This is a genomic window from Lysinibacillus sp. EB271-A1-10B (assembly GCF_058791335.1).
In genome coordinates this window covers 117423-142990 of record NZ_JBYTDL010000010.1, presented here as the reverse complement: position 1 = coordinate 142990, position 25568 = coordinate 117423, and the positions used below count along the sequence as shown (strand labels likewise).

At 36.3% G+C, this 25568-nt stretch carries 23 protein-coding genes and 2 pseudogenes; 15 read left to right on the top strand and 10 right to left on the bottom strand.

Annotated elements, in window-relative coordinates; translation table 11 throughout:
- Nucleotides 1-202: 202 nt before the first annotated feature.
- The gene (locus tag AC3WSK_RS14910; RefSeq protein ID WP_492414191.1) at nt 203-1426 is read right to left on the bottom strand and encodes an IS110 family RNA-guided transposase; all 1224 of its coding nucleotides are present in this window, start codon (nt 1424-1426) and stop codon (nt 203-205) included.
- Nucleotides 1427-1754: 328 nt separating this feature from the next.
- Between AC3WSK_RS14910 and AC3WSK_RS14905 the strand changes: the two genes are divergently transcribed.
- Nucleotides 1755-2405: a hypothetical protein gene (locus tag AC3WSK_RS14905; protein ID WP_492414187.1), complete on the top strand. Its 651-nt coding sequence runs from the start codon at nt 1755-1757 to the stop codon at nt 2403-2405.
- Nucleotides 2406-3095: 690 nt separating this feature from the next.
- Here the strand turns inward: AC3WSK_RS14905 and AC3WSK_RS14900 are convergent.
- Together AC3WSK_RS14900 and AC3WSK_RS14895 are read right to left on the bottom strand one after the other, a co-directional pair.
- A complete protein-coding gene (locus AC3WSK_RS14900) occupies nt 3096-3734 on the bottom strand; it encodes a C40 family peptidase (RefSeq protein WP_492414186.1) in 639 nt (212 codons plus the stop codon).
- A gap of 344 nt (nt 3735-4078) precedes the next feature.
- On the bottom strand, nt 4079-4471 hold the full coding sequence (locus AC3WSK_RS14895) for a ribonuclease HI family protein (RefSeq protein WP_079560067.1): 393 nt from the start codon (nt 4469-4471) through the stop codon (nt 4079-4081).
- 171 nt (nt 4472-4642) lie between these two features.
- Here AC3WSK_RS14895 and AC3WSK_RS14890 point away from each other — a divergent pair, with 171 nt between their 5' ends.
- A complete protein-coding gene (locus tag AC3WSK_RS14890) occupies nt 4643-4834 on the top strand; it encodes a zinc-finger domain-containing protein (RefSeq protein ID WP_197144123.1) in 192 nt (63 codons plus the stop codon).
- A 261-nt stretch (nt 4835-5095) separates the two neighbouring features.
- Here AC3WSK_RS14890 and AC3WSK_RS14885 read toward each other — a convergent pair whose 3' ends face one another.
- On the bottom strand, nt 5096-6079 hold the full coding sequence (locus AC3WSK_RS14885; RefSeq protein WP_079560069.1) for an SEC-C domain-containing protein: 984 nt from the start codon (nt 6077-6079) through the stop codon (nt 5096-5098).
- Between the two features lie 223 nt (nt 6080-6302).
- Nucleotides 6303-8111, bottom strand: a complete 1809-nt coding sequence (gene pepF / locus AC3WSK_RS14880; protein WP_492414185.1) for an oligoendopeptidase F — start codon at nt 8109-8111, stop codon at nt 6303-6305.
- A 170-nt stretch (nt 8112-8281) separates the two neighbouring features.
- On the opposite strand from pepF, the gene AC3WSK_RS14875 reads away from it, so the two are divergent.
- From AC3WSK_RS14875 to AC3WSK_RS14860, 4 genes are all read left to right on the top strand, one after another.
- A complete protein-coding gene (locus AC3WSK_RS14875; RefSeq protein ID WP_492414184.1) occupies nt 8282-8641 on the top strand; it encodes a hypothetical protein in 360 nt (119 codons plus the stop codon).
- Nucleotides 8539-9150 carry an RpnC/YadD family protein gene (locus tag AC3WSK_RS14870; RefSeq protein ID WP_492414183.1) on the top strand — a complete coding sequence of 204 codons (612 nt, stop codon included), beginning with the start codon at nt 8539-8541 and terminating at the stop codon, nt 9148-9150. The genes AC3WSK_RS14875 and AC3WSK_RS14870 overlap by 103 nt, the downstream gene beginning before the upstream one ends.
- A 141-nt stretch (nt 9151-9291) precedes the next feature.
- The gene (locus AC3WSK_RS14865; protein WP_079560073.1) at nt 9292-9732 is read left to right on the top strand and encodes a Dps family protein; all 441 of its coding nucleotides are present in this window, start codon (nt 9292-9294) and stop codon (nt 9730-9732) included.
- A gap of 197 nt (nt 9733-9929) precedes the next feature.
- Nucleotides 9930-10277: a general stress protein gene (locus tag AC3WSK_RS14860; protein ID WP_079560074.1), complete on the top strand. Its 348-nt coding sequence runs from the start codon at nt 9930-9932 to the stop codon at nt 10275-10277.
- 130 nt (nt 10278-10407) lie between these two features.
- Here AC3WSK_RS14860 and AC3WSK_RS14855 read toward each other — a convergent pair whose 3' ends face one another.
- Nucleotides 10408-11307: a DMT family transporter gene (locus tag AC3WSK_RS14855; protein ID WP_492414182.1), complete on the bottom strand. Its 900-nt coding sequence runs from the start codon at nt 11305-11307 to the stop codon at nt 10408-10410.
- Nucleotides 11308-11441: 134 nt separating this feature from the next.
- Here AC3WSK_RS14855 and AC3WSK_RS14850 point away from each other — a divergent pair, with 134 nt between their 5' ends.
- The 3 genes from AC3WSK_RS14850 to AC3WSK_RS14840 all read left to right on the top strand — a co-directional run bounded on the left by AC3WSK_RS14850 (nt 11442) and on the right by AC3WSK_RS14840 (nt 13920).
- Nucleotides 11442-12317 (top strand): LysR family transcriptional regulator, encoded by an 876-nt coding sequence (locus AC3WSK_RS14850; RefSeq protein ID WP_079560076.1) that lies wholly within the window; start codon nt 11442-11444, stop codon nt 12315-12317.
- A gap of 422 nt (nt 12318-12739) precedes the next feature.
- Nucleotides 12740-13405 carry a phosphopantothenoylcysteine decarboxylase domain-containing protein gene (locus AC3WSK_RS14845; protein WP_427484635.1) on the top strand — a complete coding sequence of 222 codons (666 nt, stop codon included), beginning with the start codon at nt 12740-12742 and terminating at the stop codon, nt 13403-13405.
- 359 nt (nt 13406-13764) lie between these two features.
- The gene (locus AC3WSK_RS14840; RefSeq protein WP_079560078.1) at nt 13765-13920 is read left to right on the top strand and encodes a YezD family protein; all 156 of its coding nucleotides are present in this window, start codon (nt 13765-13767) and stop codon (nt 13918-13920) included.
- Between the two features lie 223 nt (nt 13921-14143).
- On the opposite strand, the gene AC3WSK_RS14835 is transcribed toward AC3WSK_RS14840, so the two are convergent.
- Nucleotides 14144-14632, bottom strand: a complete 489-nt coding sequence (locus tag AC3WSK_RS14835) for a flavin reductase family protein (protein WP_079560079.1) — start codon at nt 14630-14632, stop codon at nt 14144-14146.
- A 173-nt stretch (nt 14633-14805) separates the two neighbouring features.
- Between AC3WSK_RS14835 and AC3WSK_RS14830 the strand changes: the two genes are divergently transcribed.
- Nucleotides 14806-15591 carry a VOC family protein gene (locus AC3WSK_RS14830; RefSeq protein ID WP_079560080.1) on the top strand — a complete coding sequence of 262 codons (786 nt, stop codon included), beginning with the start codon at nt 14806-14808 and terminating at the stop codon, nt 15589-15591.
- A gap of 76 nt (nt 15592-15667) precedes the next feature.
- Here the strand turns inward: AC3WSK_RS14830 and AC3WSK_RS14825 are convergent, their stop codons facing one another.
- Nucleotides 15668-15868 carry a cold-shock protein gene (locus tag AC3WSK_RS14825; protein WP_079560081.1) on the bottom strand — a complete coding sequence of 67 codons (201 nt, stop codon included), beginning with the start codon at nt 15866-15868 and terminating at the stop codon, nt 15668-15670.
- A gap of 212 nt (nt 15869-16080) precedes the next feature.
- On the opposite strand from AC3WSK_RS14825, the gene AC3WSK_RS14820 reads away from it, so the two are divergent.
- Nucleotides 16081-17760 (top strand): formate--tetrahydrofolate ligase, encoded by a 1680-nt coding sequence (locus AC3WSK_RS14820; protein ID WP_492414181.1) that lies wholly within the window; start codon nt 16081-16083, stop codon nt 17758-17760.
- A gap of 76 nt (nt 17761-17836) precedes the next feature.
- Here AC3WSK_RS14820 and AC3WSK_RS14815 read toward each other — a convergent pair.
- Nucleotides 17837-18043, bottom strand: a pseudogene (locus AC3WSK_RS14815) (hypothetical protein).
- Between the two features lie 1258 nt (nt 18044-19301).
- Between AC3WSK_RS14815 and AC3WSK_RS14810 the strand changes: the two are divergent.
- Nucleotides 19302-19916 carry an HD domain-containing protein gene (locus tag AC3WSK_RS14810; RefSeq protein ID WP_492414180.1) on the top strand — a complete coding sequence of 205 codons (615 nt, stop codon included), beginning with the start codon at nt 19302-19304 and terminating at the stop codon, nt 19914-19916.
- A gap of 324 nt (nt 19917-20240) precedes the next feature.
- On the top strand, nt 20241-21695 hold the full coding sequence (locus AC3WSK_RS14805) for a GMC oxidoreductase (RefSeq protein WP_492414179.1): 1455 nt from the start codon (nt 20241-20243) through the stop codon (nt 21693-21695).
- Between the two features lie 427 nt (nt 21696-22122).
- Here the strand turns inward: AC3WSK_RS14805 and AC3WSK_RS14800 are convergent, their stop codons facing one another.
- Nucleotides 22123-22458: a 2Fe-2S iron-sulfur cluster-binding protein gene (locus tag AC3WSK_RS14800; protein WP_492414178.1), complete on the bottom strand. Its 336-nt coding sequence runs from the start codon at nt 22456-22458 to the stop codon at nt 22123-22125.
- Between the two features lie 152 nt (nt 22459-22610).
- Here AC3WSK_RS14800 and AC3WSK_RS14795 point away from each other — a divergent pair.
- Together AC3WSK_RS14795 and AC3WSK_RS14790 are read left to right on the top strand one after the other, a co-directional pair.
- A pseudogene (locus AC3WSK_RS14795) lies at nt 22611-22733 on the top strand (HD domain-containing protein); the annotation flags it as partial.
- Between the two features lie 823 nt (nt 22734-23556).
- The gene (locus AC3WSK_RS14790; protein WP_492414190.1) at nt 23557-25104 is read left to right on the top strand and encodes an esterase/lipase family protein; all 1548 of its coding nucleotides are present in this window, start codon (nt 23557-23559) and stop codon (nt 25102-25104) included.
- The last annotated feature ends 464 nt before the right edge of the window (nt 25105-25568 follow it).

The following is a 25568-nucleotide window of genomic DNA, read 5'->3' as shown; positions in this document are numbered from 1 at the left end:
TCTTCACCTCTACTATATAAAAAAATAGTAGTACGAACCAATGCCTTGGTCTGCACTACTAATCTTAGTATGTTTTTCTTTATTGAACTCCCATGAAAATAAAACTCTTCAATTTCGGAATAAAGACAACACGAAAGCAGACGCAGCTCATTTGTTTTTTTAAATTTGCAGCGTCAAAATTAGGGTGGAATTATTTGTTGGGTTAGGAGGCATCTGGTTCAATGATTGTGACGTTATACCCTAAGTTTTCAAGTCTTCGAACTGAATATCGTACAATAGATTGTTCTTTTTGCTTGTCAAAGTAATCTTCACCTAAGTCTACGTACATTTCTTTGCGTGTTAAGAGATAGTAGGCGATCCTTAAAATTGCATGGGCAACGGATATTCCTGCTCGCTTTTTACCTTTTCGCGAAGCAGTTCGTCTATACATTGCACCCAGGTAGGTTTTGGATCCTCTGACAGAATGAGCAGCTTCTATCAAAGCTGATTTCAAGTATTTGTTTCCTTTTTGCATGATAGTTGATTTCCTTTTACCAGCACTCTCGTTGTGTCCAGGTACTAGCCCTGCCCAGGAACATAAGTGGGCCGCACTGGGGAATTGCTTCTCCACGTCGGTTCCGACTTCTGCTAAGATTTGCTCAGCCATTCGGGTAGCGATGCCAGGAATGGAATCCAACCGTTCTATATCTTCTTGGTGAGAAGATAGTCTAGTAGCTACCTCCAGATTTAACAGTTCAATCTGTTCACTAAGAAAATCAATATGGGTAAGAATGGTTTTTAACATTAGCCGTTGATGTGGATTGATATACCCGCGAAGAGCGAGTTCAAGCTCATCCTTTTTCTTCTTCATTGTTCTTCGAGCGAAGCTCGCTAGTTTTTCAGGATCATCCTCTCCATCTGCGATGGCACGAAGCATGTCACGAGATGAGATACCCATAATGTCGGAGACAACGGAGCCAAGTTTGATATTTGCTCCTTCTAGTACCTTTTGAATCCGATTATGTTGTCTAGCACGCTCTTCAATAATACTACGACGGTATCGAACTAACTCTCGTAGTTCTCGTTGATTTCGGTCCGGAATAAAACTTGCTTTGAGTTGTCCGTGTCGAAGTAGTTTGGCGATCCATTCTGCGTCTTTCACATCGGTCTTGCGACCCGGTACTGCTTTCATATGTTGAGCATTCACTACTAAAAATTCAACATTCTCTGCTTCAAGTAAGTTAACGATCGGCTTCCAAAATACACCTGTACTTTCCATTGCTACGTGGGTACAACCATGCTCCTTGATCCAGTCGATTAACTGTAATAGAAATACAGTTTTAGTGGAAAACGTTTGAATCTCCTTTCCTTTTGGAGTCATAATACATGCAGTAATGGAATCCTTGTGAACGTCCATCCCACATGCGCGTTCAATGATTACTTCCATTGTAATCATCCTTTCTACGGCAAATAGTATTGGAGGCTGGTGCAACAACCAGAGTAGGATTAATCTCCCATGAGTGCTTCCCGTAAGGGAGCGACATTCTGTGATGCACCGTGGTCGTTGGAGTCAGACTAACGGATGGGCTCTATGGCACCATAGTTCATCGACCTTCCTCTCCCAGCCGTAGTATCCTATACCCGATTTTCACATTTTCATTCTCTGTGGTGTAGCGCCGATTTTGCGCTACATGGATGGCTAACGGTGCAGGTTAGTGCAAGTAGGGATAAGATGAGAATATGCGTGTAAAAATATTTATTAAAGGGCTGTTTGTATGCTTCATATGAATGTAATCAAAAAATTTAAAACCTCTTACCAAATTAAATTTTCGAATGCCTATCGTTTTTTATGCCATACAATGGGCAGTAAAACAATTATTTATGATACAGGTTCTTGGGAAAAAATAAAGGAGCTTAGTAAACCCAATAATCCAGGAGATATTCATTTTTCAGACAATGATGATTATTTATATATAAAAAACACAATCGGTACTGTATGTGTGTATGAAACGGTTGGATTTCAGTTAATCAAAAGCATTAAATCAAATAAAAAATATCAACTTGTTGAAGGGGACTTTGTTTTAACTAATACTTCATTCTTTATCCTTGATACATTGAAAACGAAAGACGGACATCAACTGGCATTAATCAACATTGAGAAGGGTGAGTTTAGAGTACTAACGCAATTTAAAGATTCAATTCCCCTAATTTATTTTAATCACTTTATCCAGGCTGAAAGTGCCTATTTATTTACTTTGAGTTATGTAAATAATGAAGATTACCGAGTCGAAAAAATAGTAAAAGTTAAAGAACCAATAAATAAAGAGTCCATAGAAATATTAGATAACTTAGAAATTCGGAATTGGGATTCCATCATCTTTAACTCTATTAAAACGTATATATTGTGGTTCAAGATTATGACATAGTTATACTTGATGGACAGTTTAAAGAAATTTTAAAGAAAGTCTGTTTATCAGAACAAGATTATCCTGACCACTTCGGTTATTTTCAACATATGCACCAGTCAAACGATGGACGATATATTATCCTTACATATAGTGAGACAGTTTTAATCCTGCGATACGATGATTTAGAACCCATTTTAGTTGAAGAACTACAATATGCTTGTTTTGGGGAATTCAGCAACGATGATCGATTTATACTTATAGGAACGTGGGAGAATGGTTACATCCTTGAAAACACCCTACGTTAGTGTCTTTGGAGAGGTGAAGGTCACCGTTCTTCTCTTTCTAATAAGGGTTGTGAAATTCTTCACTTAAAGTAATGGGGTGCTTTAATTGAATATTCTCATCCCGAAATAATCAAACTTTTTTATAAAAACCAAACTAGATAAATAAAGAACCAACTGTTTTGATCAAACCTTGTTTCAAAACAGTTGTTCTTTCTGTAGAAAATCAGCGTTTGCAACTTACTTTTAATTGAACTTTATTAAAAAGCTACATCTATATAAAAATAAAAGCAGAATTAGTCCTTCAACTAATTCTGCAAAAAACTATTATAATGTGTAACATTCTATTTGTCATATTGTTAAATCTTTAACAGTAGAAAATAACTTGACTTTTAATAAAAGATATCCCAACTATTTTTCTTTTGCATTATAAACGACCATATCCAGCAAAATGCTTTTTCCAATAAGTGCTACTGATGTTAGCAGTGGAAACACCATTGTTACTCGCGCTAATCATTTGGTTATTTCCAATATAAATGCCTACATGTGAGATACCAGCTTTATACGTATTAGAGAAAAATACTAAATCGCCTGCTTTGGGTGAACTTACTTTTTTAGCTGTACTATAAAAGCCTGCTGCTGACTTACGAGCAGTCGAAATACCAGCATTATTAAAAACGTAAGTAACATAGCCTGAACAATCAAAACCTGTACTTGGTTTACTCCCGCCAAATGTATATCTTACGCCTAATTGTTGTTTAGCAATTTGTACTAGACTAGCAGTTGGTTTAGGTGTAGATATTGGTTTTGGTTTAACTGTTGATGTTGATGTAGTATTAACGTTTAACTTTTGTCCAACGCGAATGGTTGAAGAAGATAAGTTATTCCATTTCATTAAAGTTTGATAGGAAACACCGTACTGATTGGCAATCTTCCATAAAGAATCACCAGATTTTACTGTATAAGTTGCCGCCGATGCTGTGTCAATTGTTGAAAAAAGTACAGATGAACTTAAAACCAATGTAGCTAATTTCATACCCCATCTATACTTTTTATTCTTTTTCATAATATGTATCCTCCTAAATATTCAAAAACTTAATACATAAATGATATTAACATTGTAATATTACAATAGTATGTCAATAAAATAACATTAAAGATACAAATTTTACTAATAATAATTAGGAAATCATCCACTTTATGGATCATTATCTAAAGTCAGGGATAATAGAAGGTAAACGTATTTCTTATGGAAGGGGAATGACATTTATAGGAACGCAGTTTTATAGAAGAATGTATTTGAAGATGATAAAAATGAAATATTGGGGGATATTAAGTATCTAAATAAAGTGAATGTGGATAAAGGGAGAGACCGGCTCTTGGTTTAAGACAAGGGACAGTCCCCGAAGTTTAATTTTTTTCCTTTTGAATGGCTTTACGTGCAAGTGCATCTGCAGCTTTATTTTGCGTATCTGGAACCCATTTGATAAAAAATAAATCGAAGTTACTTACAAGTGTAAGTGCCTGCTCAAGATAAGGTTTAAATTCCTCATTTTTAACATATTCTTTTTCCATAGAGGCTACAACAATTTTTGAATCAGAGCGCACTGATATTAGGTTTGAACTAATCTTGAGTGCTTCCTCAAGTCCGCGTACTAATGCAGTAAACTCGGCAATGTGGTTATTGGTCTGTCCTATATACTCACTTATTTGTATATGGTGGCCCTCACCTTTAATAAATATTCCAATACCACTGGGGCCAGGGTTTCCTGCACTAGCAGCATCAATGTAAACTTCTAACATAAAATCCCCACTTTTTGATTTAGATTTTACATTAATTGTACATCAATAGTGCTTTTTCACAATAATTTAGTTGAAGATAAATATGGATAAACAAAATAGTTGCTTGTTCAAAATGTTCACTTCATAATAGTAAGAAGCGAAATTTGGACGTGAAAGGAGCGAGAGTTCAAATTGGATAAAGTGACGGTTATGAAAGATATTGATGAACTACATGATATGTATTGTGCTGATTGCTTAGTGATCAAGCAATTACGAAAAGAGCGTGGAAAATCTGGAGCTCATCGCTTCTGTATTGAAGCCTGCACAATAGGCGAGCGACTACAATTTCTTGGAGAAGAGCTCATGAAGGTATATAGTAAATAATGTTTTCACATATTGCAAAAATATCTTTGAAGTAATCATAGTACTAAACGGTCTATGTTTAAATAAAGTAAAGCTTAATGATAAAAAATTTTTAACTTAATTTGATGCATAAATAACAATATGTTCGAAAGAATTACCGTAAAATAAGCTACTTTGTTGTTGGTTCACTACCGATAACAAATGTAGCTTTTCTATGGTGAAAAAATGCGCCACACACTCTAAGATCTGTTTAGAGCGTGTAGCGCAATATAATTTTAAGTATTATTTAGTTTCAGCATAGGTACTTAAGTCTTGGTAGTATTTTGTGAGAGAGGAAGCTGAAATATCGAACGTCGCTGCAATTTCTTTTACTGTCATTGATAGCGGCTCGAACAGCTCTTTCTCTTGACCATATCGAATCGCACCAGCAGCGATCGCAGCCTCTTTGCGCGCAGATGGTTGTCCTTCAATTAAGTAGTCTTCTAAAAGCTCTAACATAGGAGCTGTTTCACGATCATTTTGCTCAAGGAAATCTTTTACTTGTGTGATTACATTGCTCTCAAAATTCGTGAATTCCTCGCCTTTATAACCGTTTGACACAAGTAATTCCCAGAAGGATAAATGCTCTTCTTTTAAGAATGCGCCAATCTTCTTCTCAGAAGCCTCGAAATTTTTATTAAATTGCTCAAACACTTTAGCGTGATCTTCCGGGAAGAAGATTAGCGTTGAAACAGCTAAATAATGCTCTGATTTTTTTGTACCATCTGGTAAGATGAATGCAAAGACATGCATACCTTCAGGGATTGGTTTATCATTTTCACGACGAATATAAATTTCTTCTTTTGATAACACATGTGTAGCCTTGAAATATTTTTCTTCTACAACAGACACAGAACCAATAAATAGACGAGGTTGTGACCAACCTTCTAACACTTTTACTGTAGAAGGTCTTACCGCTTTTTTCTTTGTTTTCTTTAAGTAACCTTTCCAAATAGATGGCTCTTGATGGAAGAAGAAGTCGTCTAACGCGATTGCTTCAATTAGCTCTCTTTGTAGTACGCTCTCTAATTTAGGCTGCCATGTACCTACATGCTCGATATAAGCACGAACATCTTTGCGTTCTGGATATTCTAAGTAAAATGTTTGTAGTACACGTTCTAATTCTTCGATTGCTACAGTTTCTACTGTAACCTGCTGTTTGCCTTCACAACATTTTTTGTATTTTTTGCCGCTACCGCAAGGGCATGGATCATTACGTTTTACCATAATTAGAAACACTTCCTTTGAAAATTGTTAGTCGAATTTTGCTAAATAAATTGCATCTACTTAATAATAACGGTACATTTGTATGAAGAAAAATGATTGTCTATTTAGAAATATCAAAAAAAGGACGCCCTGATTCTATTATATGAACATATTTTCCAACTTAGAACTAGAAAAAGAAAACCATCTACGCTTTAGAAATAGCATAGATGGTTCTAAGCTTTGTTTAACTTTTGATAGCTTCCATTTCAGTCGTTAATCGTTCAAGCTCATCAACGAGGTGACCAATGTAAGCTATCGTATCTCGAAGCGGCTGGTCTGTTGTAACATCGACACCCGCCATTTGAGCTAGCTCTACAGGTGATTTCGTACCGCCAGCTTGAAGGACTGCTAACCACTCATCTACCGCCGGCTTACCTTCTTTTAAGATACGCTTGGATACTTGTGTAGAAATTGTTAAGCCAGCACTGTATGTGTATGGATATAAGCCCATATAATAGTGTGGCTGACGCATCCATGTAAGTTCTGCACCTTCAGAAATGTCGACAGCTTCGCCCCAGAAATCTTCAAGGACAGAACGTTTTAATTGATTTAAAACTGAAGCATTAACAGCTTCACCTGCGTCAATTAATTCATATACTTTTCGTTGGTATGCTGCCTCTAGTAAGTGTGTGACGAAATTATGATAGTATGTTTTGGACACAATGTTTGAAATAACCCAACGTTTGAAACGAGGATCTTCGTTATGGGTTAATAAATAATTGGCTAGAAGCATTTCATTCATTGTTGATGGTGCCTCGATAAAGTATAACGAAGGACGACTATTAAAATAAGATTGATGGGCATGTGCATTCACAAAGTGACCTGCATGTCCTAGCTCATGAATTAGCGTAAATACTTCATTCATACGTTCATTCCAAGACATTAAAATATAAGGATGATTACCATATGGACTTGAACAGAATGCCCCAGTAGATTTTCCTTTGTTTGTTGCATAATCAATCCAGCGCTCGTTAAATGCCTTTTCAATCATGTTCTTGTAATCCTCGCCCATAACCGATAATGCATTTTCAACATATTCTTTTGCTTCCGACATTGTTAATTTTGGATCATACTCTGGATCTAACGCTATTTTTAAGTCTGCAAAAGTCATGTTCTCGATGCCGTTCGCTTGTTGAATAAGCTTTGTGTAACGGCGCATATGAGGCGCAAGCTCTTTTGTAATAAGATCTATTTGACGGTTATAAAGTGAGCGATCAACATCCTGATCAAACAATAAATAATCAATGATAGAGTCAAAGCCTCGTAATTCCGCCATTGTTTTTTCCTGTTGAATATGTGTGTTATAAATTTTGGCAGTTGTGTGCTGATAATCTCGTAACTTACTAGAAAATGCTTCAAATGCAGCACGACGTACGTTTGTATCAGCCTCAAACTCCCAGTTGTTTTCGTATAATACAAAACTTAATGGATGCTTTTCACCATTTGCCTCAAACTGTCCAAAATGCATATCAACAAGCTTTGTCGTATTATATGTTTCATAAGGTGTCTTAAAAGTTGAACTAAATGCAGCTAATGCTTTTTCCACTTCAGGGTGCAGCTGATAAGGCTTTTGCTTTAACAATTCCTCTAAGTAAACTTTGTAAATAGGACTCAACTTAGTGGCCTCTTGTAAAATCGCTTCGTCCAGTGCTAGTAATTCACTGCGTACGAAAGAAAATGCACTACTTATTTTACCCACCGCAGTACTGTATTTGGCAGAACGTATTTGCGCTACATTATCTGTAAGATCTGTTTGACTATTTAAATTTGCATATGTGCCAATAGGGACAATGCTTTTTTGTAATGCTTCAAAAGCTGTTAAAACTTCAATTACTTTTTGCGCACCCGTAATTGTACCTTGATACTTGCGTTCAAAGCTTAGTGCATCCTCTACAAGCTGAGCTAAAATAGGCTCAAAATCCGCATCATTTTCAAATAAGTCTTTTAAATTCCACGTTTCTTCTACGGGTACATCTTTTCGTAATACTTCCATCAATCAACACCCCTTATGTGTAAGTGTCTCCATTATAACGAAACTATTTCGGAAAGTGAAATAATTATAGAGAATAGTTTAAATATTTTTAAAAATAGAATAATAGCGTAGAAACTTATGTTCGTGTTTAGTATAATGGATGTAAAGAAAGGAGGAGGAATGAAGTAATAATGCAGTTAGTTTGGGAAAAACCAGACGTATATAAACTTAGCCAAGTGAATCAAGATAATTTATGGAAGAAGTTAATTGCGGATTTGTTTGAAGATTTTTTGTTGTTCTTTTTGCCAGAGTTACATGCAGAAGTGAATTTTTCAAAGCAAGTGGAGTTTTTACAACAGGAGCTTTTCAAAGAAATTATTGAGCAACGTCAAGGGCGCAAAATAGCTGACCAAATTGCGAAGGTTCATCTGAAAAGTGGGAAAGAGCAATGGATCCTTATGGTAAGAAGATTGTGGCTATTGCTATTTTTACGAATAAGAGTACTAATAGCACGAACTGGTACCATGAAAAGTATTATGGTACAGAATTAATGTACACTTTTAATAAATTTGTTGTATCTGATTTTGATGAAGAAGAATTGAAAAAGTCAACGAAGCTACTCAGTAAAGCATTACTAGCATCTCTTTATTTGAATCGTACAAAAAATGAAATGAGTCTTCGTAGTACGTACAAAAGAACTTTACTAAGAGAAGTATGGTCATTAAAAAATGTTGAACGAGCAGAAGTAAATGCGTTGCTTTATTTTATTGATTATTTATTGAAACTACCAAGAGCTATGTCTGAGCAACTTGTAAGAGATGTAAAAGAGGAAATTAGAGGGGAGGAAGAAATGTTGCATCAATATAAAGAAGATTTACCACCGACACTTGCTGGAGTATTGGAATTAGAAAGGCAGGAGGGCATTGAGCTGGGAATTGAACGTGGCATGAAACAAATAATTTTTGGTTTATTTGAAAAGGGTGCTGAAGACGAATGGATTGCAGAGGTTTCGAAGCTTCCAGTGACAAAAATTAAGGAAATTCGTAAGGAACTTAAATAGTCTAATTGTTTAGTGAGACAAATTGCCAATCAAATGACCTTTAAAAATTGTTTGTGTTAATGGAAAAAAATGTGTGTATAGCAAATGCACTTTGCTACGCATACTAATAGCTAGAACAACTGGCACATTGGAGGAGAAACAATGACACAAAACTTAAACAAACAATTAAATAAACTTGTCGCTACATGGTCTGTACTTTATACGAAATTGCACAATTATCATTGGTATGTTAAAGGAAATGCCTTCTTTACACTACATGCAAAATTTGAAGAATTATATAATGAAACAACATTAAATCTAGATGAAATTGCAGAGCGCATTCTTTCGAAGGATGGACAACCAGTCGCTACGTTAAAAGAACATCTTGAACTGTCCTTTATCGAGGAAGCGACTGGGAATGAGACGACGGAGGAAATGGTGGTTACAACCATTGCAGATTTCCAAAAAATTATGAAATCTTTACATTCAACAATGGGACTTGCAGGAGAAGAAGGGGACGATCGAACAGAGGATTTACTGAATGCTATGTACCAGTCCCTTGAAAAGCATACATGGATGTTAAAGGCATTCCTTGGGCACTAAAACCACAAATAAATGATAGGCAATGGAAACTCGTTCATGTATTTCCATTGTCTGTTTTTTTGTTGTTTCAAAATATGGACATATTTCACAAAGAAATAACATATATTACAGTTCGGAAAAGAATGGGCAAAATATGTTTTTTTTTGAATAGGAAGGGTAGATAGTTAGTAAGCCATACAAGTTAGGAGGAATTGAACATGATAAATGAACAAAGCCCACAAATTGAAGTGGCCCATACAAGGGAAGAAATGCTTCATATTTTAGAAAGTATGCGATTAGAAGCATATCAAATAGAGGACATTCATGTTATTGCAAAGGATCCAAGCCAATTTGAGGATGTAGAATGGGGTATTAATGTTAAAACCCATGAGGCAGGGAATTGGGTAGACCAATTTAAGTCTTGGTTTACCGGTGAATCGGCTGTGACGGAAGGATTAAAGCGTTTTGATCTTACAGAGGGACAAACCGCTTACTATTCTCATCTCGTAGAACAAGGTGTCATCGTAGTATTTGCTGAGCCTACAATTGAACCTATGACGACATAGCCTAGTGAAAGGTGATTGAAAGTCATCTTCATTCACATAATAGGGAATATTTCCTCAGTACAATACGATAAACAGAGTGATTGCACATGCATCACTCTGTTTATTTGTGTAGAAAGGTTTCAAAATTGATTTAATGAATCGCTTTTTCGTGGTCGTGTTTTTTTATAAAGCGTAACACATGAAGCTGCTCTAATTGAGCAACAAGGTTACCAATTAGAATAAAGCTACCACCTATTAATACTTTTATCGTTAATCCTTCTCCTAAAAACATCATGGCAAACATCGCTGCAAAGATTGGTTCTAAGGAAAATATTAGTCCTGTATGTGTAGCAGAAGTAAACTGTTGTGCAACAGTTTGACCTACGAAACAAAATGCACTACAAATGACACCGAGTCCAATAATAGCAATCCAAGAAGACGTTGTATTTGGAAGTGTAGGTGTTTCAAAAATGAATGTTAATACGAGTGCATAAAATCCAGCAAAACCAAGCTGGTAAATGCCATATGAAATGGATTCAACGTTACGCGTAAATGTACTGTTTAACAGTAAATAAATCGAATAGCCGAGTGCAGCCATGGCTATTAAAATATCCCCTTTTTGAAAGGCAAATGAACCGTGGGCAGTTAAAACTGTAATCCCAATCATAGTACAAACAATCGCAAAACTAACTGCTCTTGAAGGTAATTTCTTTTCAATAAAACTGCTGATAATAGGTACTAAGACAACTGTTAGACTTAAAATAAAGCCAGCATTTGATACCGAAGTTGTTTCAAGTCCAAATAAACTTAGTGCGAACACAATGAATAATATAAAGCCTTGAATAGCCGCATATTTTAAAGTTTTAGCATCGGCCTTAATCATGCGTTTATAAAAGATGATTCCTGCTGCAAAAAATGCAATGATACAACGTAATGCCACCACATTATAAACAGCCAATGTTTCAAGCCCCATTACCATAAAGGTATAAGATAATCCCCAAAACATTGTCACTATAACCATTAATAAATTTGCTTTTCCTTGGATACTCATTATGCTCACCTACATTCTGTGTACTAAAACAGTTTTTAACCTAAAATTTACTATATCTCTTGTATTGTGATTAGTAAAACGAATGTTTATAATAATCAGTATTAAAAAAATTCATGTATGTAGAGGACAAGACAATGAGCTTAGTCAAATATGAGATTTTGAATAAAGTGGCTGAGGTAGCTAGCTTTACAAAAGCTGCAGAGGCATTAGGATTAACTCAATCAGCTGTAAGTCATGCTGTTTCAAGTTTAGAAAAGGATTTCGGCTTTGCACTCATTCACAGAAGTCGAACGGGTGTCTCGTTAACAAGTGAAGGAGATGCAATGTTAAGGTCAATGAGGCATGTCCTCGATGCAGAGGAATTGTTACAGCAAGAAGCAGCACATATACTCGGTGTTACTCGAGGGAAAGTGCGAATTGGTGTAATATCAAGTATTTCGTCAAACTGGATGCCGGAAATTGTTCGAATTATGGACAATCAATTTCCTGGTATACAAGTTGAATTACGTGAGGGAGATTATTATGAAATCGAACAATGGCTATTGAGTGGAGAGGTGGATGCAGGATTTTTAAATGGTCAAAAGTCGAAGCAATTTCAGTTTATAGAACTACAGCAAGATCCGTTGCTATGTATCGTTTCTGATAAAAGTCCGCTTTATAATAAAGCAGAAATTGATATTGTGGAACTAGAAGACATGCCATTTATCATGACTTCACATAAAGGAACAAATGATGTAAAAGTACTGTTAGAGCAATATCACGTGAAGCCAAATATTCGTTTTGAACTATCAGAAGAGGTAGGAATCACGTCGATGATTTCTCACCAACTTGGAATTAGTATTTTACCGAAATTAGTGACGAATAATTTGCCGCCTTCGATAAAAGCTATACCGTTAAAACAAGGTGGCTATCGGACAATTGGAATTGCAATGAAACACCATGCATCACCAGTGACCAAAAAATTTGCGGAAATCTTAAGTTCCTGGTTAAAAGAGCAAAATAGGAATTGATTTGTATGTAAGTCATAAAGGATAGCAATTTTCTCTATAAAAACATCATTGAAGCAAAACGTAGCATTACGCTAAAATAGTATTTGTATATTTAACTTCATTCAGCAGATCTTTTTTGTACCGAATGCGTAACGACAGGTACAGAAGATTCCCACCTCTAAAGGTGGTGAGATGGATGCAATTTTGATTACTTATTCAGTTGGTGTCCAAGCACCTACTGATATAGAGGAACTCAGTCTAAGGACGCCACGTCCTGTGGCGACGATCGAGTGACCAACATATGTTAGCACTGCGCTTTCGCACAGAAAACATATGTTGGCCCAATGCCTCCGGCGGATGTCACGGATTGTTTATCTGTAGCGAAAGCAAAGCGACATCCACAATGTCGCCAAGGTGAAATTGATTAGAAAAAAGGTGAGTGTATGGGGACATTACAAGGGAAGACCGTACTCATTACAAGTGGGGGAACACTTGAAAAATGGGATCGTGTGCGTGGGCATACGAATTTATCGAAAGGATCGATGGGCTGTTATTTAGCGGAAGCGGCACTAGCGGCTGGGGCAAACGTATTGTATATGCATGGTTATTTCGCACAGCTTCCAGCGAATAAAGATAAAATGCGTACCATTCGATTTGAAGGTATTGAAGATTTAGGCGAGAAAGTTCGACATGCTGTTCAAGAAGAGCATGTGGAAATCGTCATTATGGCGGCTGCCGGTTCTGATTGGCTAATTGACAAAGTGTATGACCAGTCTGGGAATCTAATGGAGGAGGCAGGTAAAATGCCATCTGACGAGCCACCTATCATTCACTTTAAAAAGGCACCTAAAGTATTAGGTCAAATAAAAGGATGGAATCCGGAAGTTACATTAGTGGGCTTTAAACTTGAGGCAACAGATGATGAGGAATTTTTAATGTCCCGTGCACGTCTACGAATGGAATCAGCCAACGCTCAGTTTATGGTAGCTAACAGCTCACAATCTTTATATGGTGGCGATGAGCCTCACTGGATTGTACCGGCTAACGGCCAACCGATAAAGGTTATGGGCAAGCAAAAGACAGCAGAAGCATTAATAGATCTTTTATAAATGAATAAAGCTGTGTAGAGGAAAAATAGACTCTACACAGTTTTTATTTTTGTTTTTTTGTACTATGAAGAATGAGTTGATACTAACTGGCATAACTAATAGATAAACCTCATTTTTCTTAATTTCTTAGTAAACAACTAAGTTTTCTAATGTTTATATTGACAATAGGTTTTCTGAATTATAGAATTATTTCCAAGAAACGTAATTCTTTTATCGGGAGCGGTAGAGACTTGGCACAAAATGAGGCTTCTACGATAACAAATGGTATAGGTCAAACCTAGGAGAGCTCCTAAGGGATAAGGGGCTATGATTGACGCGTTTGCTCTTTTGTACAAAAAATAAAAGAAGAGGTGTATCGGATGACTCAACAGGCAAAAGTAGATGACAAAAAGCTAGAGGCAATTGCAAAGGCAATTCAAAATTTGGAGTTTGGAGAAGTAAACATTACGATTCAAGATGGAGTCATTGTGCAAATTAACAGATTAGAAAAGCAGAGATTTCCACAGAAAAAGTAAAAGGTGTGATGATAGGTGAACAGATGTTTCTAAGTCACGGGGGATATTTCCTTAACATATATAGCCGGCATTTTTTAGGGTATACGGAGCCGACTATTTTTTTACTTAATCTGAAGGGGCTTATCATTTAAATTGTATTAAAAACCACATAATAAAAAAGTTCAACTTCAAAAACCAGGATGATCACGGCGAATCATCCTGGTTTTGCGTATATTCTTATAGCCTACTCATAAAAACTTTTTGGGATTTCACCAATATGTCTGCGATGATACAGTAAAGGCTCCTTCTGTGCATTGTCAATTTCTAGGACTTGCCCGATAAATATCGTATGATCTCCAGCATCGATTTGCTGAAATGTTTTACATTGTAAAATGGCTGCAGTATCATGCAAAACTGGAACACCTAATACAGAAGTTGACCAGTTAGCCTGAGCGAAGCGATCTGGAATTTTACTTGAAAATAGTGTACATAGATGCTCTTGATTATACGCTAAAACATTAACAGCAAACTTTTGAGCTACTGTAAAATATGGATGTAGCTGTGATTTTTTATCGAGCGACCACAAAATAAGGAGTGGATCTATAGAAACGGATGCAAAGGAATTGACAGTTAAGCCAAAAGGTTCATTTGCGTCATTACAAGCAGTGACTACCGTTACGCCTGTTGGATAATTACCTAATGCTTGTTTAAAAGCAGCAACTTTGTCTGTCATTCTAATCACCTCTTCATTGATTTTTGGAAATGAAAAATCTTTTCTGATGACCCATCAGAGTGGCAATCATCTTGGTGCTGAGTATTTAAAATAATTGCAACATTCTTAATTTTATTTTAAACCAACAAAACTAACTGGTAAAGTATATAATAGAGAAAAAAGGAGGGGGAGTCATGTCTTTATATTTTGACCATTTAGTTCATCAAGTTCAATCACCAGAGAATACAAAGATTTTCTTAAATAAACGTAATATCCATACAGTTAACGGTGGTCAACATACAATGTGGGGGACATTCAATACGTTAAGCTACTTTGGATTAAACTATATTGAGCAAATAGCCATCTATGATCGTCAATTATTTGAAAATGCAGTGAAATTACCTTATTCACTACATTATACGTTTAAACATACAAACGAGCGCTATGGTTTTTCAAGAATTGCGTTGCGTACAAAAAATATTAAGGAAGAGGGACAACGATTACGTGCACTTGGCTTCGAAGTATATGGACCTGATGATTGTAGTCGTACAAGACCAGACGGCTCCGTAGTTGAATGGAAGCTCTTGCATTTTGGGAAACCGGGGCTGGAAATTGATTTCCCTTTTTTGATTGAGTGGGCTGATACAGACGAGGAACGTGTTGCGCAATTAAAAGCAAATGGAGCCATTAAGAGCGATCAACCCATATCGATGGAGTCTGTACAATTTTATGTAAAAGATGTGCAAGCTACAGTGAAACTATGGGGGGAAGTATTACAATTACCAGAGCCTGAACAACAAGAAAAGTTTATTTCCCTACACTTGCCAAATATTCGCCTAGATTTTTATGACGAAGTTACTGCGGCTACTATGGCGCTAGGTCAATTAAATGAAGGGCCGTTTGGGGTTACACTTAAAGATACTGATAGAACGAAGGAAACGCTAGTTTTTCCAGGAGCTTTTTATTGGATCAATAGCTGAGGTTAAAGAGTTTAAAAGATCTATGAAGAGCATTTGAAAAAAGGAGCCGTTCATCAAATGAACAGCTCCTTTGTACTTAAAATTTTACAACATTTGACGCCTGTGGACCTCGATTGCCTTCCACCACATCAAATGATACCTTTTGACCTTCTTCAAGTGTACGGAAGCCTTCCTCTTGGATTCCCGTAAAATGTACAAATACATCTTCTCCATCATCACATTCAATAAAGCCATAACCTTTTTCATTATTGAACCACTTTACGATTCCCTGTTGCATAAGCATTCGCCTCCCATGCGCTTGAAAGTAGAATAAAATCAACTAAGTCGTGAAATAATTGAGAAAATGTGAAAAAATGCATTTTCATTAAGAACATACATGAATTGAGCAAAGTTGTCAATTGTTTGTCGAAATGCTTGTATAACTTCCTATGATTTTTTTCACAATAAAGTCTATAATGGAAATTAACAACATAGAAAGTAGGATGCCAAATGACAACGACTAATCAACCTTTATCAGATTTAGAAATCGCTAATCAAGCGGTGATGAAGCCTATTACAGAAATCGCGAAAGATGCAGGTATTCCAGAGGATGCACTTGAGCAGTATGGTCGCTATAAAGCAAAAATTGACCCACTAAAAATAACAGCACATGGCGAGGACGCAAAGGTAGTATTAGTTACTGCCATTAGTCCAACTCCAGCAGGTGAAGGGAAGTCAACTGTAACGGTTGGACTTGCTGATGCACTTCATCAATTGAATAAAAACGTTGTTGTTGCTTTACGTGAGCCATCACTTGGCCCAGTAATGGGCGTGAAAGGTGGTGCAACAGGTGGTGGATACGCACAGGTTGTACCGATGGAGGATATAAACTTGCATTTCACTGGCGACCTCCACGCTATTACGACGGCGAATAACGCATTATCAGCCTTTATTGATAATCATATCCACCAAGGAAATGCTTTAAACATTGACCCTCGCCGTATTATTTGGAAGCGTGTAATGGATTTAAATGATCGCACTCTTCGTAAAGTTGTTGTGGGTCTTGGTGGTCCTGTACAAGGGATGCCACGAGAGGACGGCTTTGATATTACTGTTGCATCAGAAATTATGGCAGTCTTTTGTTTAGCTACAAGCATTGAAGATCTACGTGAACGATTAGCAAGTATCGTAATCGGTTATACTTTTGAGCGTGAACCAGTATTCGTGCGAGATCTACAAGTGGAAGGGGCTTTAACATTATTATTAAAAGATGCCTTTAAACCAAACTTAGTGCAAACGCTTGAAGGAACACCTGCCATTATCCACGGTGGGCCATTTGCCAATATTGCACATGGCTGTAACTCAATTATGGCGACACAAACGGCTCGTAAGCTAGCTGATATCGTTGTGACAGAGGCTGGCTTCGGTTCAGATTTAGGTGCTGAAAAATTCATGAACATTAAAGCACGTAAAGCAGGCTTTAAACCAAGTGCCGTTGTCATTGTGGCTACTATTCGTGCCTTAAAAATGCATGGCGGTGTACCAAAAACAGCGCTAGTTGGCGAAAATGTTGAAGCGCTTTTACAAGGAATCGAGAATTTAGCTAAACATGTCGACACGGTTCGTACTTTCGGCGTTGAACCGATTATCGCCTTAAATCGTTTTATTACGGACACAGAAGCTGAGTTAGAAGCAGTCCTGAACTGGTGTCAAGAAAATCATGTTCGTATAGCTCGTACAAATGTTTGGGAAGAAGGCGGTAAAGGTGGATTAGCCTTAGCTGAGCAAGTAGTAGACGTATTAGAAGAAGAAAATAACTTCTCTCCTTTATACGATGTAACAGAGTCCGTTGAAGAAAAAGTTCGTACGATTGTTCAAAAAGTGTATGGCGGGAAAGATGTACAATTTACTGAACAAGCGAAAAAACAAATTGCTCAAATCGAAAAATTCGGCTGGGATTCTCTACCGATTTGTATGGCGAAAACACAGTATTCTTTATCTGACCAACCAAGTCTTTTAGGACGTCCAGAAGGCTTTACTATCACAATCCGTGAAGTGATTCCAAAACTGGGTGCAGGATTCTTAGTTTGTCTTACAGGCGATATTATGACAATGCCAGGTTTACCAAAAGCACCAGCTGCCTTACGCATGGATGTAGATAACGAAGGACATGCGGTAGGGTTGTTCTAAGAAAAAATGCAAGATTTCGTAAAAAAATAAATACAACATACAAAGCTGCTCCTATAAGTTATACAGGGCAGCTTTTTTATTTGAAATATCCTCCATATGCAATAAGTAAAACTGGATAACCATGAAAAAATTGTAATTCGAATTATTATATACATTGTATATTCAAAAGAAGAAGGCGTTCTTTCACGTTTAATTTTTTAAAAAAATCTAAAAGAAAAAACGAACATAAGAGTAGGGCTGCTATTGAAATTTGATACATGTTCTCTAATAGACTATTCAACATAATCACCCTCTCAACCAAGAATATATGAGCTGTCTTGTTTTAGTATGCTGATCTCCTTGAATAGTCGGTTAAAAATATGAAAGAGGCTATGTAGTTCTTTGTGGTATAAAGGATTCGGGTTATAGTTAGAATCCTTTTTCATGGGACAATGGATTTTAACATGGAATGCCATTGTCAGATTATTATTTATTGATAATTCGTTCCTATTCCTCTTTTTACATATACTTCCACAAAAGGATTGCCTAAAAGGGTTCATCTTCTTTCTTAACTTCTTGAAGTTGGTCCTATAATTCAGGATCAGAAAATGATTGTAAAATCACAGGCTTATCTGTAGATCGTATTGAAGAAATCAAGGAAAGGCTAATCCAAACTAATGAAGATCAACAACGATAAGGTCAACAAGGCTCTTAATATCCTTAGAATCTCCTGTGTTCAGAAAAAATTATTCCTTTGAACATATCTTAGAAGGAAGATAGGATAATGTCTTTTAAATGGAAATCGAAGAAACAATAAAAGCTGCCATCATCTACAATAGTAAGATGGGCAGCTTTTACTTTTTCTTCAGCGGGTTGGTAATACGTAACATAACTATCGTTCCTACTTCCTTCATAACTTATTACTTCATTTACGGCTTAAATGAAATTCGGAAAAATGGTTGCCTAAAAAAGATTTCTCTATTTTTGTTAGCACGACTCTGATAATTTGACTTTTCGCAAAATGTTGGCAAGAATTCGTTATGTTATTTGTTATTAATGGGAGGAGTTACGTTCACACATACTCAAGGGTATGATTACAGAAGGTAACGTCAATTAATGATACAAATATCACATGCTTGCGACATATGGTCAAAGCCTTTTAGGTCGTGACAACAAGCTAACTTTTTGTTCACTTATCTCGTCATGTACATTCGCTATGCGGGTTGAAACAAAGAATTTCTAAGGGAAAAATGTTCACTTTTATTTGTTTTCTTAGATGATTGATATTTTCACTATACGCACGTCATCATCAACACAGTATTCAATTGCAAGCCCGCTGAAGTTTTTAAATCTGTCAAAACATAGTTGCTGTACACCACTGAAATAGTGAGCTACAGAACAAAGTTAAATGTTCTGTACATTCACCTTACAATATTCTGAAAAATTTGTCAATTGAAATAACCTTGCGATACTGTTTTTTTAAAGCCTCGAGGTTACTTAATAATTGCCAACTATTCGAAGCAATACAGTATAATAATGTACGAAGGGACTGAACTAAGATTATGAACAATTTAATGGACAAAGTACGGGGAATTTACGAACAATTTGATGCTAGTCATGATTTTCAACATATTGAACGGGTTTATCAAAATGCGTTAGCGATTTTAGAAACAGAGTCAGAAGCGGATGCAGAAGTTGTGAAAATCGCTGTGCTCTTACATGATGTAAGTGATAAAAAGTATACCGATAGCAAAGAGCAAGAAAATAAGCTAATTGCCGAGCTGTCTTTTAGCGAGGAGAAAAAGCAACATATTCGGGATTGCATCGCTCAAGTATCGTTTAATGGTGGTAATGAGTTAGAAGCAACTTCTATCGAAGCAAAAATAGTACGAGATGCAGATCGCTTAGATGCGATTGGAGCAATCGGTATTGCACGTACGTTTGCTTTTGGTGGAGCTAAAGGTCGAAAGCTTTACGATAAGGAAGAGAATGCGCGTATGGATATGACAGAGGACGAGTATCGTAGTAAAAATACATCCTCAGTTACCCATTTTTATGAGAAGCTCTTATTGCTGAAGGATTTAATGATTACAGAGAAGGGCAAACAAATGGCTGAAGAACGCCATCAATTTATGGTGCAGTTTTTAGAGCAATTACAAAATGAGATAGGAAAGTAATGCTCGCGCTACTGAAAAATGGTAATTCATTTACTTCAAGAATAAATAAAAAAACATAAGTTTACAGCCAGTTGACGGTATTGAACCGGCGACTGGTTGTTGTTTAATTTCGTTTTAATCGGGATTTCTTAGCGTTGTTAAAAACCAGACATAATTAGAACTGTAGATTCTATTTTGGTTTATCCTTTTTTCAAAATGGATTCTTTTATTTGCCATAAAATATGGGGTTGATATTTTTGATCAAACTTTATTTCAAGGCTAGAAAATGGTGTTATAACAAAATACCGAAGGTCATATACATGTCAAAGACTATCGTGAAAGGGCGTGGCTATTATCTGGGTTTATCCAAATAATTGGATCCCAACTAAATCACTGGAGCAAATGGCCGATACGAACTATGATGTTCTAATCGTCGGAAGTGGTGCAGGTGGTGGGGCAACTCTTTACCGTTTATGCGAAATGTGGAAGAATCAAGGGGCTAAGCGAATTGGTATTCTAGAGAAAGGGACGAAGTTATTTCATTCACATGCGCTGAATATTCCCACCATGAATGTCGATCGAATGCGCGATCAGCTATGGCCTGACAATTCTACTCCTGTAGGAGAAAGTTTACCAGAATTCTCAGGTGCAAGATTAACATTTGCGCTTGGCGGCAGGACATTGTTTTGGAATGCTGCCTGTCCGAGACCGCCTCAGTTTCAACTACAGAATTGGCCTGTTCATCCAGACGAATTAGATGTATATTTCAGAATGGCAGAGCGTGTCTTGGATTGTACAACATCCTATGCAGATGGTTCTTCAATGCAACGGATTCTTATGAACCGGCTTCACGCAGGTGGTATTTTAGAAGCCACGGATATGCCTCTTGCAATTGATATGAAAGGACCACGCATGGGGGAAATTCACTCTAACGCATGGTTTAGTTCAATCAAATTTCTTGCTTATGCCTTAAATAATAAACCATTTGATCTTGCGTTAAATGCTTATACGACGCAAGTATTAGTTCAAAATGGAAGAACTGTTGGGATAAATGTTGTATCAACACAAGACAAAAAAACTCACACTATTCGGGCGAAAAATGTAGTTGTTTCTGCAAGTACATTAGAGTCACCTCGAATTTTGCTAAATTCCGGTATTAATGGTCCAGCTATAGGGCGCTATTTAACTAATCATTCATTTGTATTAGGTACGGGGAAAATAAGTCGCAGGTTGTTCTCAGAGAATATCGGTAATTTATCAATTTTGAAACGTGAAACAAGGCAATCTCCTTATCAAATACAAATATTAGGTCCGAATCAATATTTTTCTTACCAGCAGTTTGAAGATAAGGTACTTCCTGACCAAGTTAGTGTTGTCTATGCAACTTTCGGTTTGGTAGAGTCTCGGCGAGAGAACAGGGTTTTCTTAGATCCTAACAAACGGGATGAATATGGTGTTCCTCTGGGGCAAGTTAATTTTTCTTATAGTGAAAGGGATAAGGTTGTTATTAATCAAATGCGTGAGGGAATCATTCAATCTGCTCAGGCGATGGGAGTTACATTAGATGGTGAGCCTACTTTATTACCGCCGGGAAGTGACGTTCATGAATCCTGTACATGTCGAATGGGTACCGATCCATCTACATCAGCAACAAATCCCTATGGAGAAATTCATGGTGTTTCAGGTCTCTATGTAGCAGACAACAGTGTAATACCTTCTCTTGCTGCGGCAAACCCGACAAACTCAACGGTTGCACTTGCAATACGAATGTCAGATAATATCATTCGAAAAAATCCGTAATGGGATAAAGCTTACATTATATGCCGGAGATCACTATATTTGCGGATGACTTTATAACTTTCTTTCCAGCAGGTCGAGGGTAAGTAATGGAAAATGGGAATAGGGTTATTTTCGTATTCAAAGCGATTAAATTTTTATAATACTTCATTGATGCGGTTGTTGATTTAATTAGAAAATAGCATAAATAAAAATTGGCATTAGAAGCAAACAGACATTTAAACCTATTCCAATGATTTTTTTACATATACAGAAAAAAATGTAGCCATAACTAAAAAACGCGGATCTTCTTAAAGATAGCGTTTTCAACTTTTCTATATTTGGGATATGGATAATAAAATAAACCTTTATAGACTAAGGCAGAAACTTTGATAATAAATTACCTCATCTAGTTATCGTTTTTAAGTTTGAATTGTTAATCGATACTTGGTTAATCTGCTGGCCTTGGTCCTCTATTGTCATGTGTATTTTCCGAGGTTAAAATGGGCCGAACCGTAATGTCTCCTATTACACGAAGTTGACAAGATAGCCGCAAACAGTCTTCATATAAACTTTCATCAATATTTTTAATCGCGAAGGCGTTTTTTTCTATTTTTGAAATATCCTTATATTCACCTTCTATTACCTCAACTCTACAAGTTGTACATTTTGCTATTCCGCCACACTGATGAAAAATGTTTATATTATTATCTTCAAGAGCTAATACTAATTTTTTTCCTTCCTCTACTTCAAAAGTTTTTCCTCCAAAAATGGTTACGAATGGCATTGGTAAATACTCCTTTCAATTAATGGGGTTCTAACGCAGTAACTGATACTATCAGTATATATTGATCCAGCCTTTCTCATACTTGGAAGTCAGCTTAAGCGAAGGAGGCGGAAACCCAAGCATGCACATGAAGGAGTGACTTGGGAAAAACCTATGAGAAGCAATTATTGCTGAAGGATTTAATGATTACAGAGAAGGGCAAACAAATGGCTGAAGAACGCCATCAATTGATGGTGCAGTTTTTAGAGCAATTACAAAATGAGATGGGTGAGTAATTATTCACGCTTCAAAAAAAATATGGGCTAATAATTAAATAGATGTCTCATGAAAAATCCGTTGTCTACTCCAATAGACAACGGATTTTTATTGGTTTTGTCCATCAATTTATAGCAGAAGGTGAAATGAAGGCACGACAAGCGTGCGTTTTATACTTAGAGTGATTTACTCCACTTCTTTTTTATTATTTTTAAAGCATGTGTGAGGAAATGTAGGAATATTTTTTGGATGGTAGTAATTTGATATAAGACTTGCTAACTTAAATGTTTTTTGACCAACTGCAACGTAATTATTTACTTTTTCTAGAAGGTAGTAATTTATGAATCACTTAAAAAAGATAAGTTTAATTTTTCGATAAGGCAATAAGGCAAATAGATATATTGGAATTGTAATTAATGCAATTGGTATGTCACTTGAAAAACAAAGTGTCAATTCGTTTCGCTCTATGCTATTTTACTTGCTAACGCAATCTATTATGCTTCTTCTCAAAGTTAGGCTTCGCCGCAGTATAAGATAATGCTATTTTTTTGTCTGAATTAGAAGGAAATCATTTCCTTTTTGTAGAATGTTGAGTATAGATGGATGGCGGGTTAGTTTGTCTCTGTTTGAAAATACATCTTTGAAGACAGATTTATTATCATTAACGTCTGTTAATCAACACCTGTTTTTCTTGACTTTACACAAGTTATGTTTTGCAAAGGAAACCGTTACGATGATGTAGTAATCGAGAGTTTTTTTGGAATTATGGAATCTAAATTGCTTTTCTACAGATTTACGAACTTAATCAATAATAATGGTTAGGAGGAAAATAATTTGAAAAAAATGGTTTCGTTATTAGTGATGGTCACAATTATTCTTTTTTCTACTCCAGATGTATTTGCCTCAAACCCGATTGAACCTTATGGATTGAAGCCACCAGGTGAAAGCTTTATACCTGGAGAGTGGTTTCTAGGAGATACTCCACCTAATGTTGATCCGAATAAACCACCTATTGTTTTCGTTCAAGGGAAAAACGGTAACTCTACAAGTTGGTATGGTAATACAGAGTATCACGGTCTTAATGATATGTATACAAAAGCTTATGAAGCAGGGTATCAAACTGTATTTGTTCAATTATACGATGCGGCAGGTAAAGGCTCTTACAGTCAATATGATAATGGAAAATTATTAGCCTCTATGTTAAAAGAAATCAGTCAACATTTTCACGGGGAAAAATTAAATATAATTGCCCATAGCAAGGGTGGACCCGATACCCAAGCAGCATTAGTTCTTAATAATGCTCATCCGTACGTTGGTAGGGTGTTTACTTTAGGTTCACCTCACTATGGATCAGAGTTAGCTGATCTTGCTTATAGCTGGTGGGCAGGTTGGCTAGCTACATTACTCGGTGAAAATGATGATGGAACATATTCACTTCAAGTTGGGGAAATGGAACACTTTCGCTCACTAATAGATAATCACCCCAACGTAAGTAGGAACAACTATTATACAATTGCTGGTACTAATACAGGACCATTTTTATCTGCACTCTGGATGGGTGGTCTATATCTTTCCGATCCAAATGATGGATTAGTCAAAGAGGCAAGCACTAAATTATCTTACGGAACACATTTATTTACCGATACCGCTCTTGACCATGACAGTATTCGAATGGGATCTGCGGTGTTTTCTAGATTGGAACAGTATCTACAGTCTGCTTCTACTGAACGTATCATTGCAAACAAAGAATACTTTTCTCAATCTGATATGTTTCAAGAGTTGGATGTTTCTCGTTATATTTATGGAGGAAAGTTACAATCGTCATATGATGTGACACATTCCTTTTATGTGGATACTGCACTCGATAATGTTAAATTGTGGACAGGGTTAACTAGTGATGAGATAGAGTTGGTCTCTCCTTCAGGAATAAAATATACCAATCAGACAATCAACTCATTGGATGAAGACTCCCTCTTAAATGGCGTAGCACCTCATACATTTACTGGCGTTATTTCTGAGACTGGGGAATGGAAGGTAAATCTAAGCACGCAAGCAGAGAATAATGCGTATTTATTGGCAGTTCAACACGGGGGTCCCTCTTTGATAAAGGTGAGTATTCCAACAGTATCATTAGAAACGAATAATATTATCACGATGCAAGCTAATCAACAATTACAAAAACTTACTTTCGATGTACGAGTACTAGATCCAACAGGTAAAGACATTGCTTCTTCTCTACAATTGCAAAAGGTTGATCAACAAAACTTTATGGTGAATTTCCCAGAGAGTAAAAAATCTGGTGTATATAATATAACTTTAAATATTTCCGGTGAAACGTTACAAGGCAATCCATATAATAGAACCATTGTTCGTTCTAAGTATATAAAATAGACATAAGCAATAATTAGCAAAAGACCTTGGAAACATATCTTTAGCAACGGTTGGATTTCGAATTGATAATCATACAATTAAATAAGATATCAAAGAGTAATGAGTCACTATTTAAATAAAAGATTTGAAAATACCATGTTGGCAATCAGCATGGTATTTTTACTGTTTGTAACAAAACTTTTATAAAATGAACTAGAATACAATAGGATTTATTATACCAATCAAATATATCACTACCTAAGTATATCCATCTCATTCAACACGCGCTCACCATCTCTTAGTATACAGGGAAGTCGTCTTTATATTCGAATGTCTAAGTTTAGTGGACTTTTACTACTTTTAAAGAAAGCAAAAGTATTAATGCTGTTTTGAATGGGTCTTGCTACTCCACCATAAATACTTACAAAAAGGAAGTGAATTGTTTGATTAAAAATCATGTTAAGTTTTTTTACTTCAATTTTTTT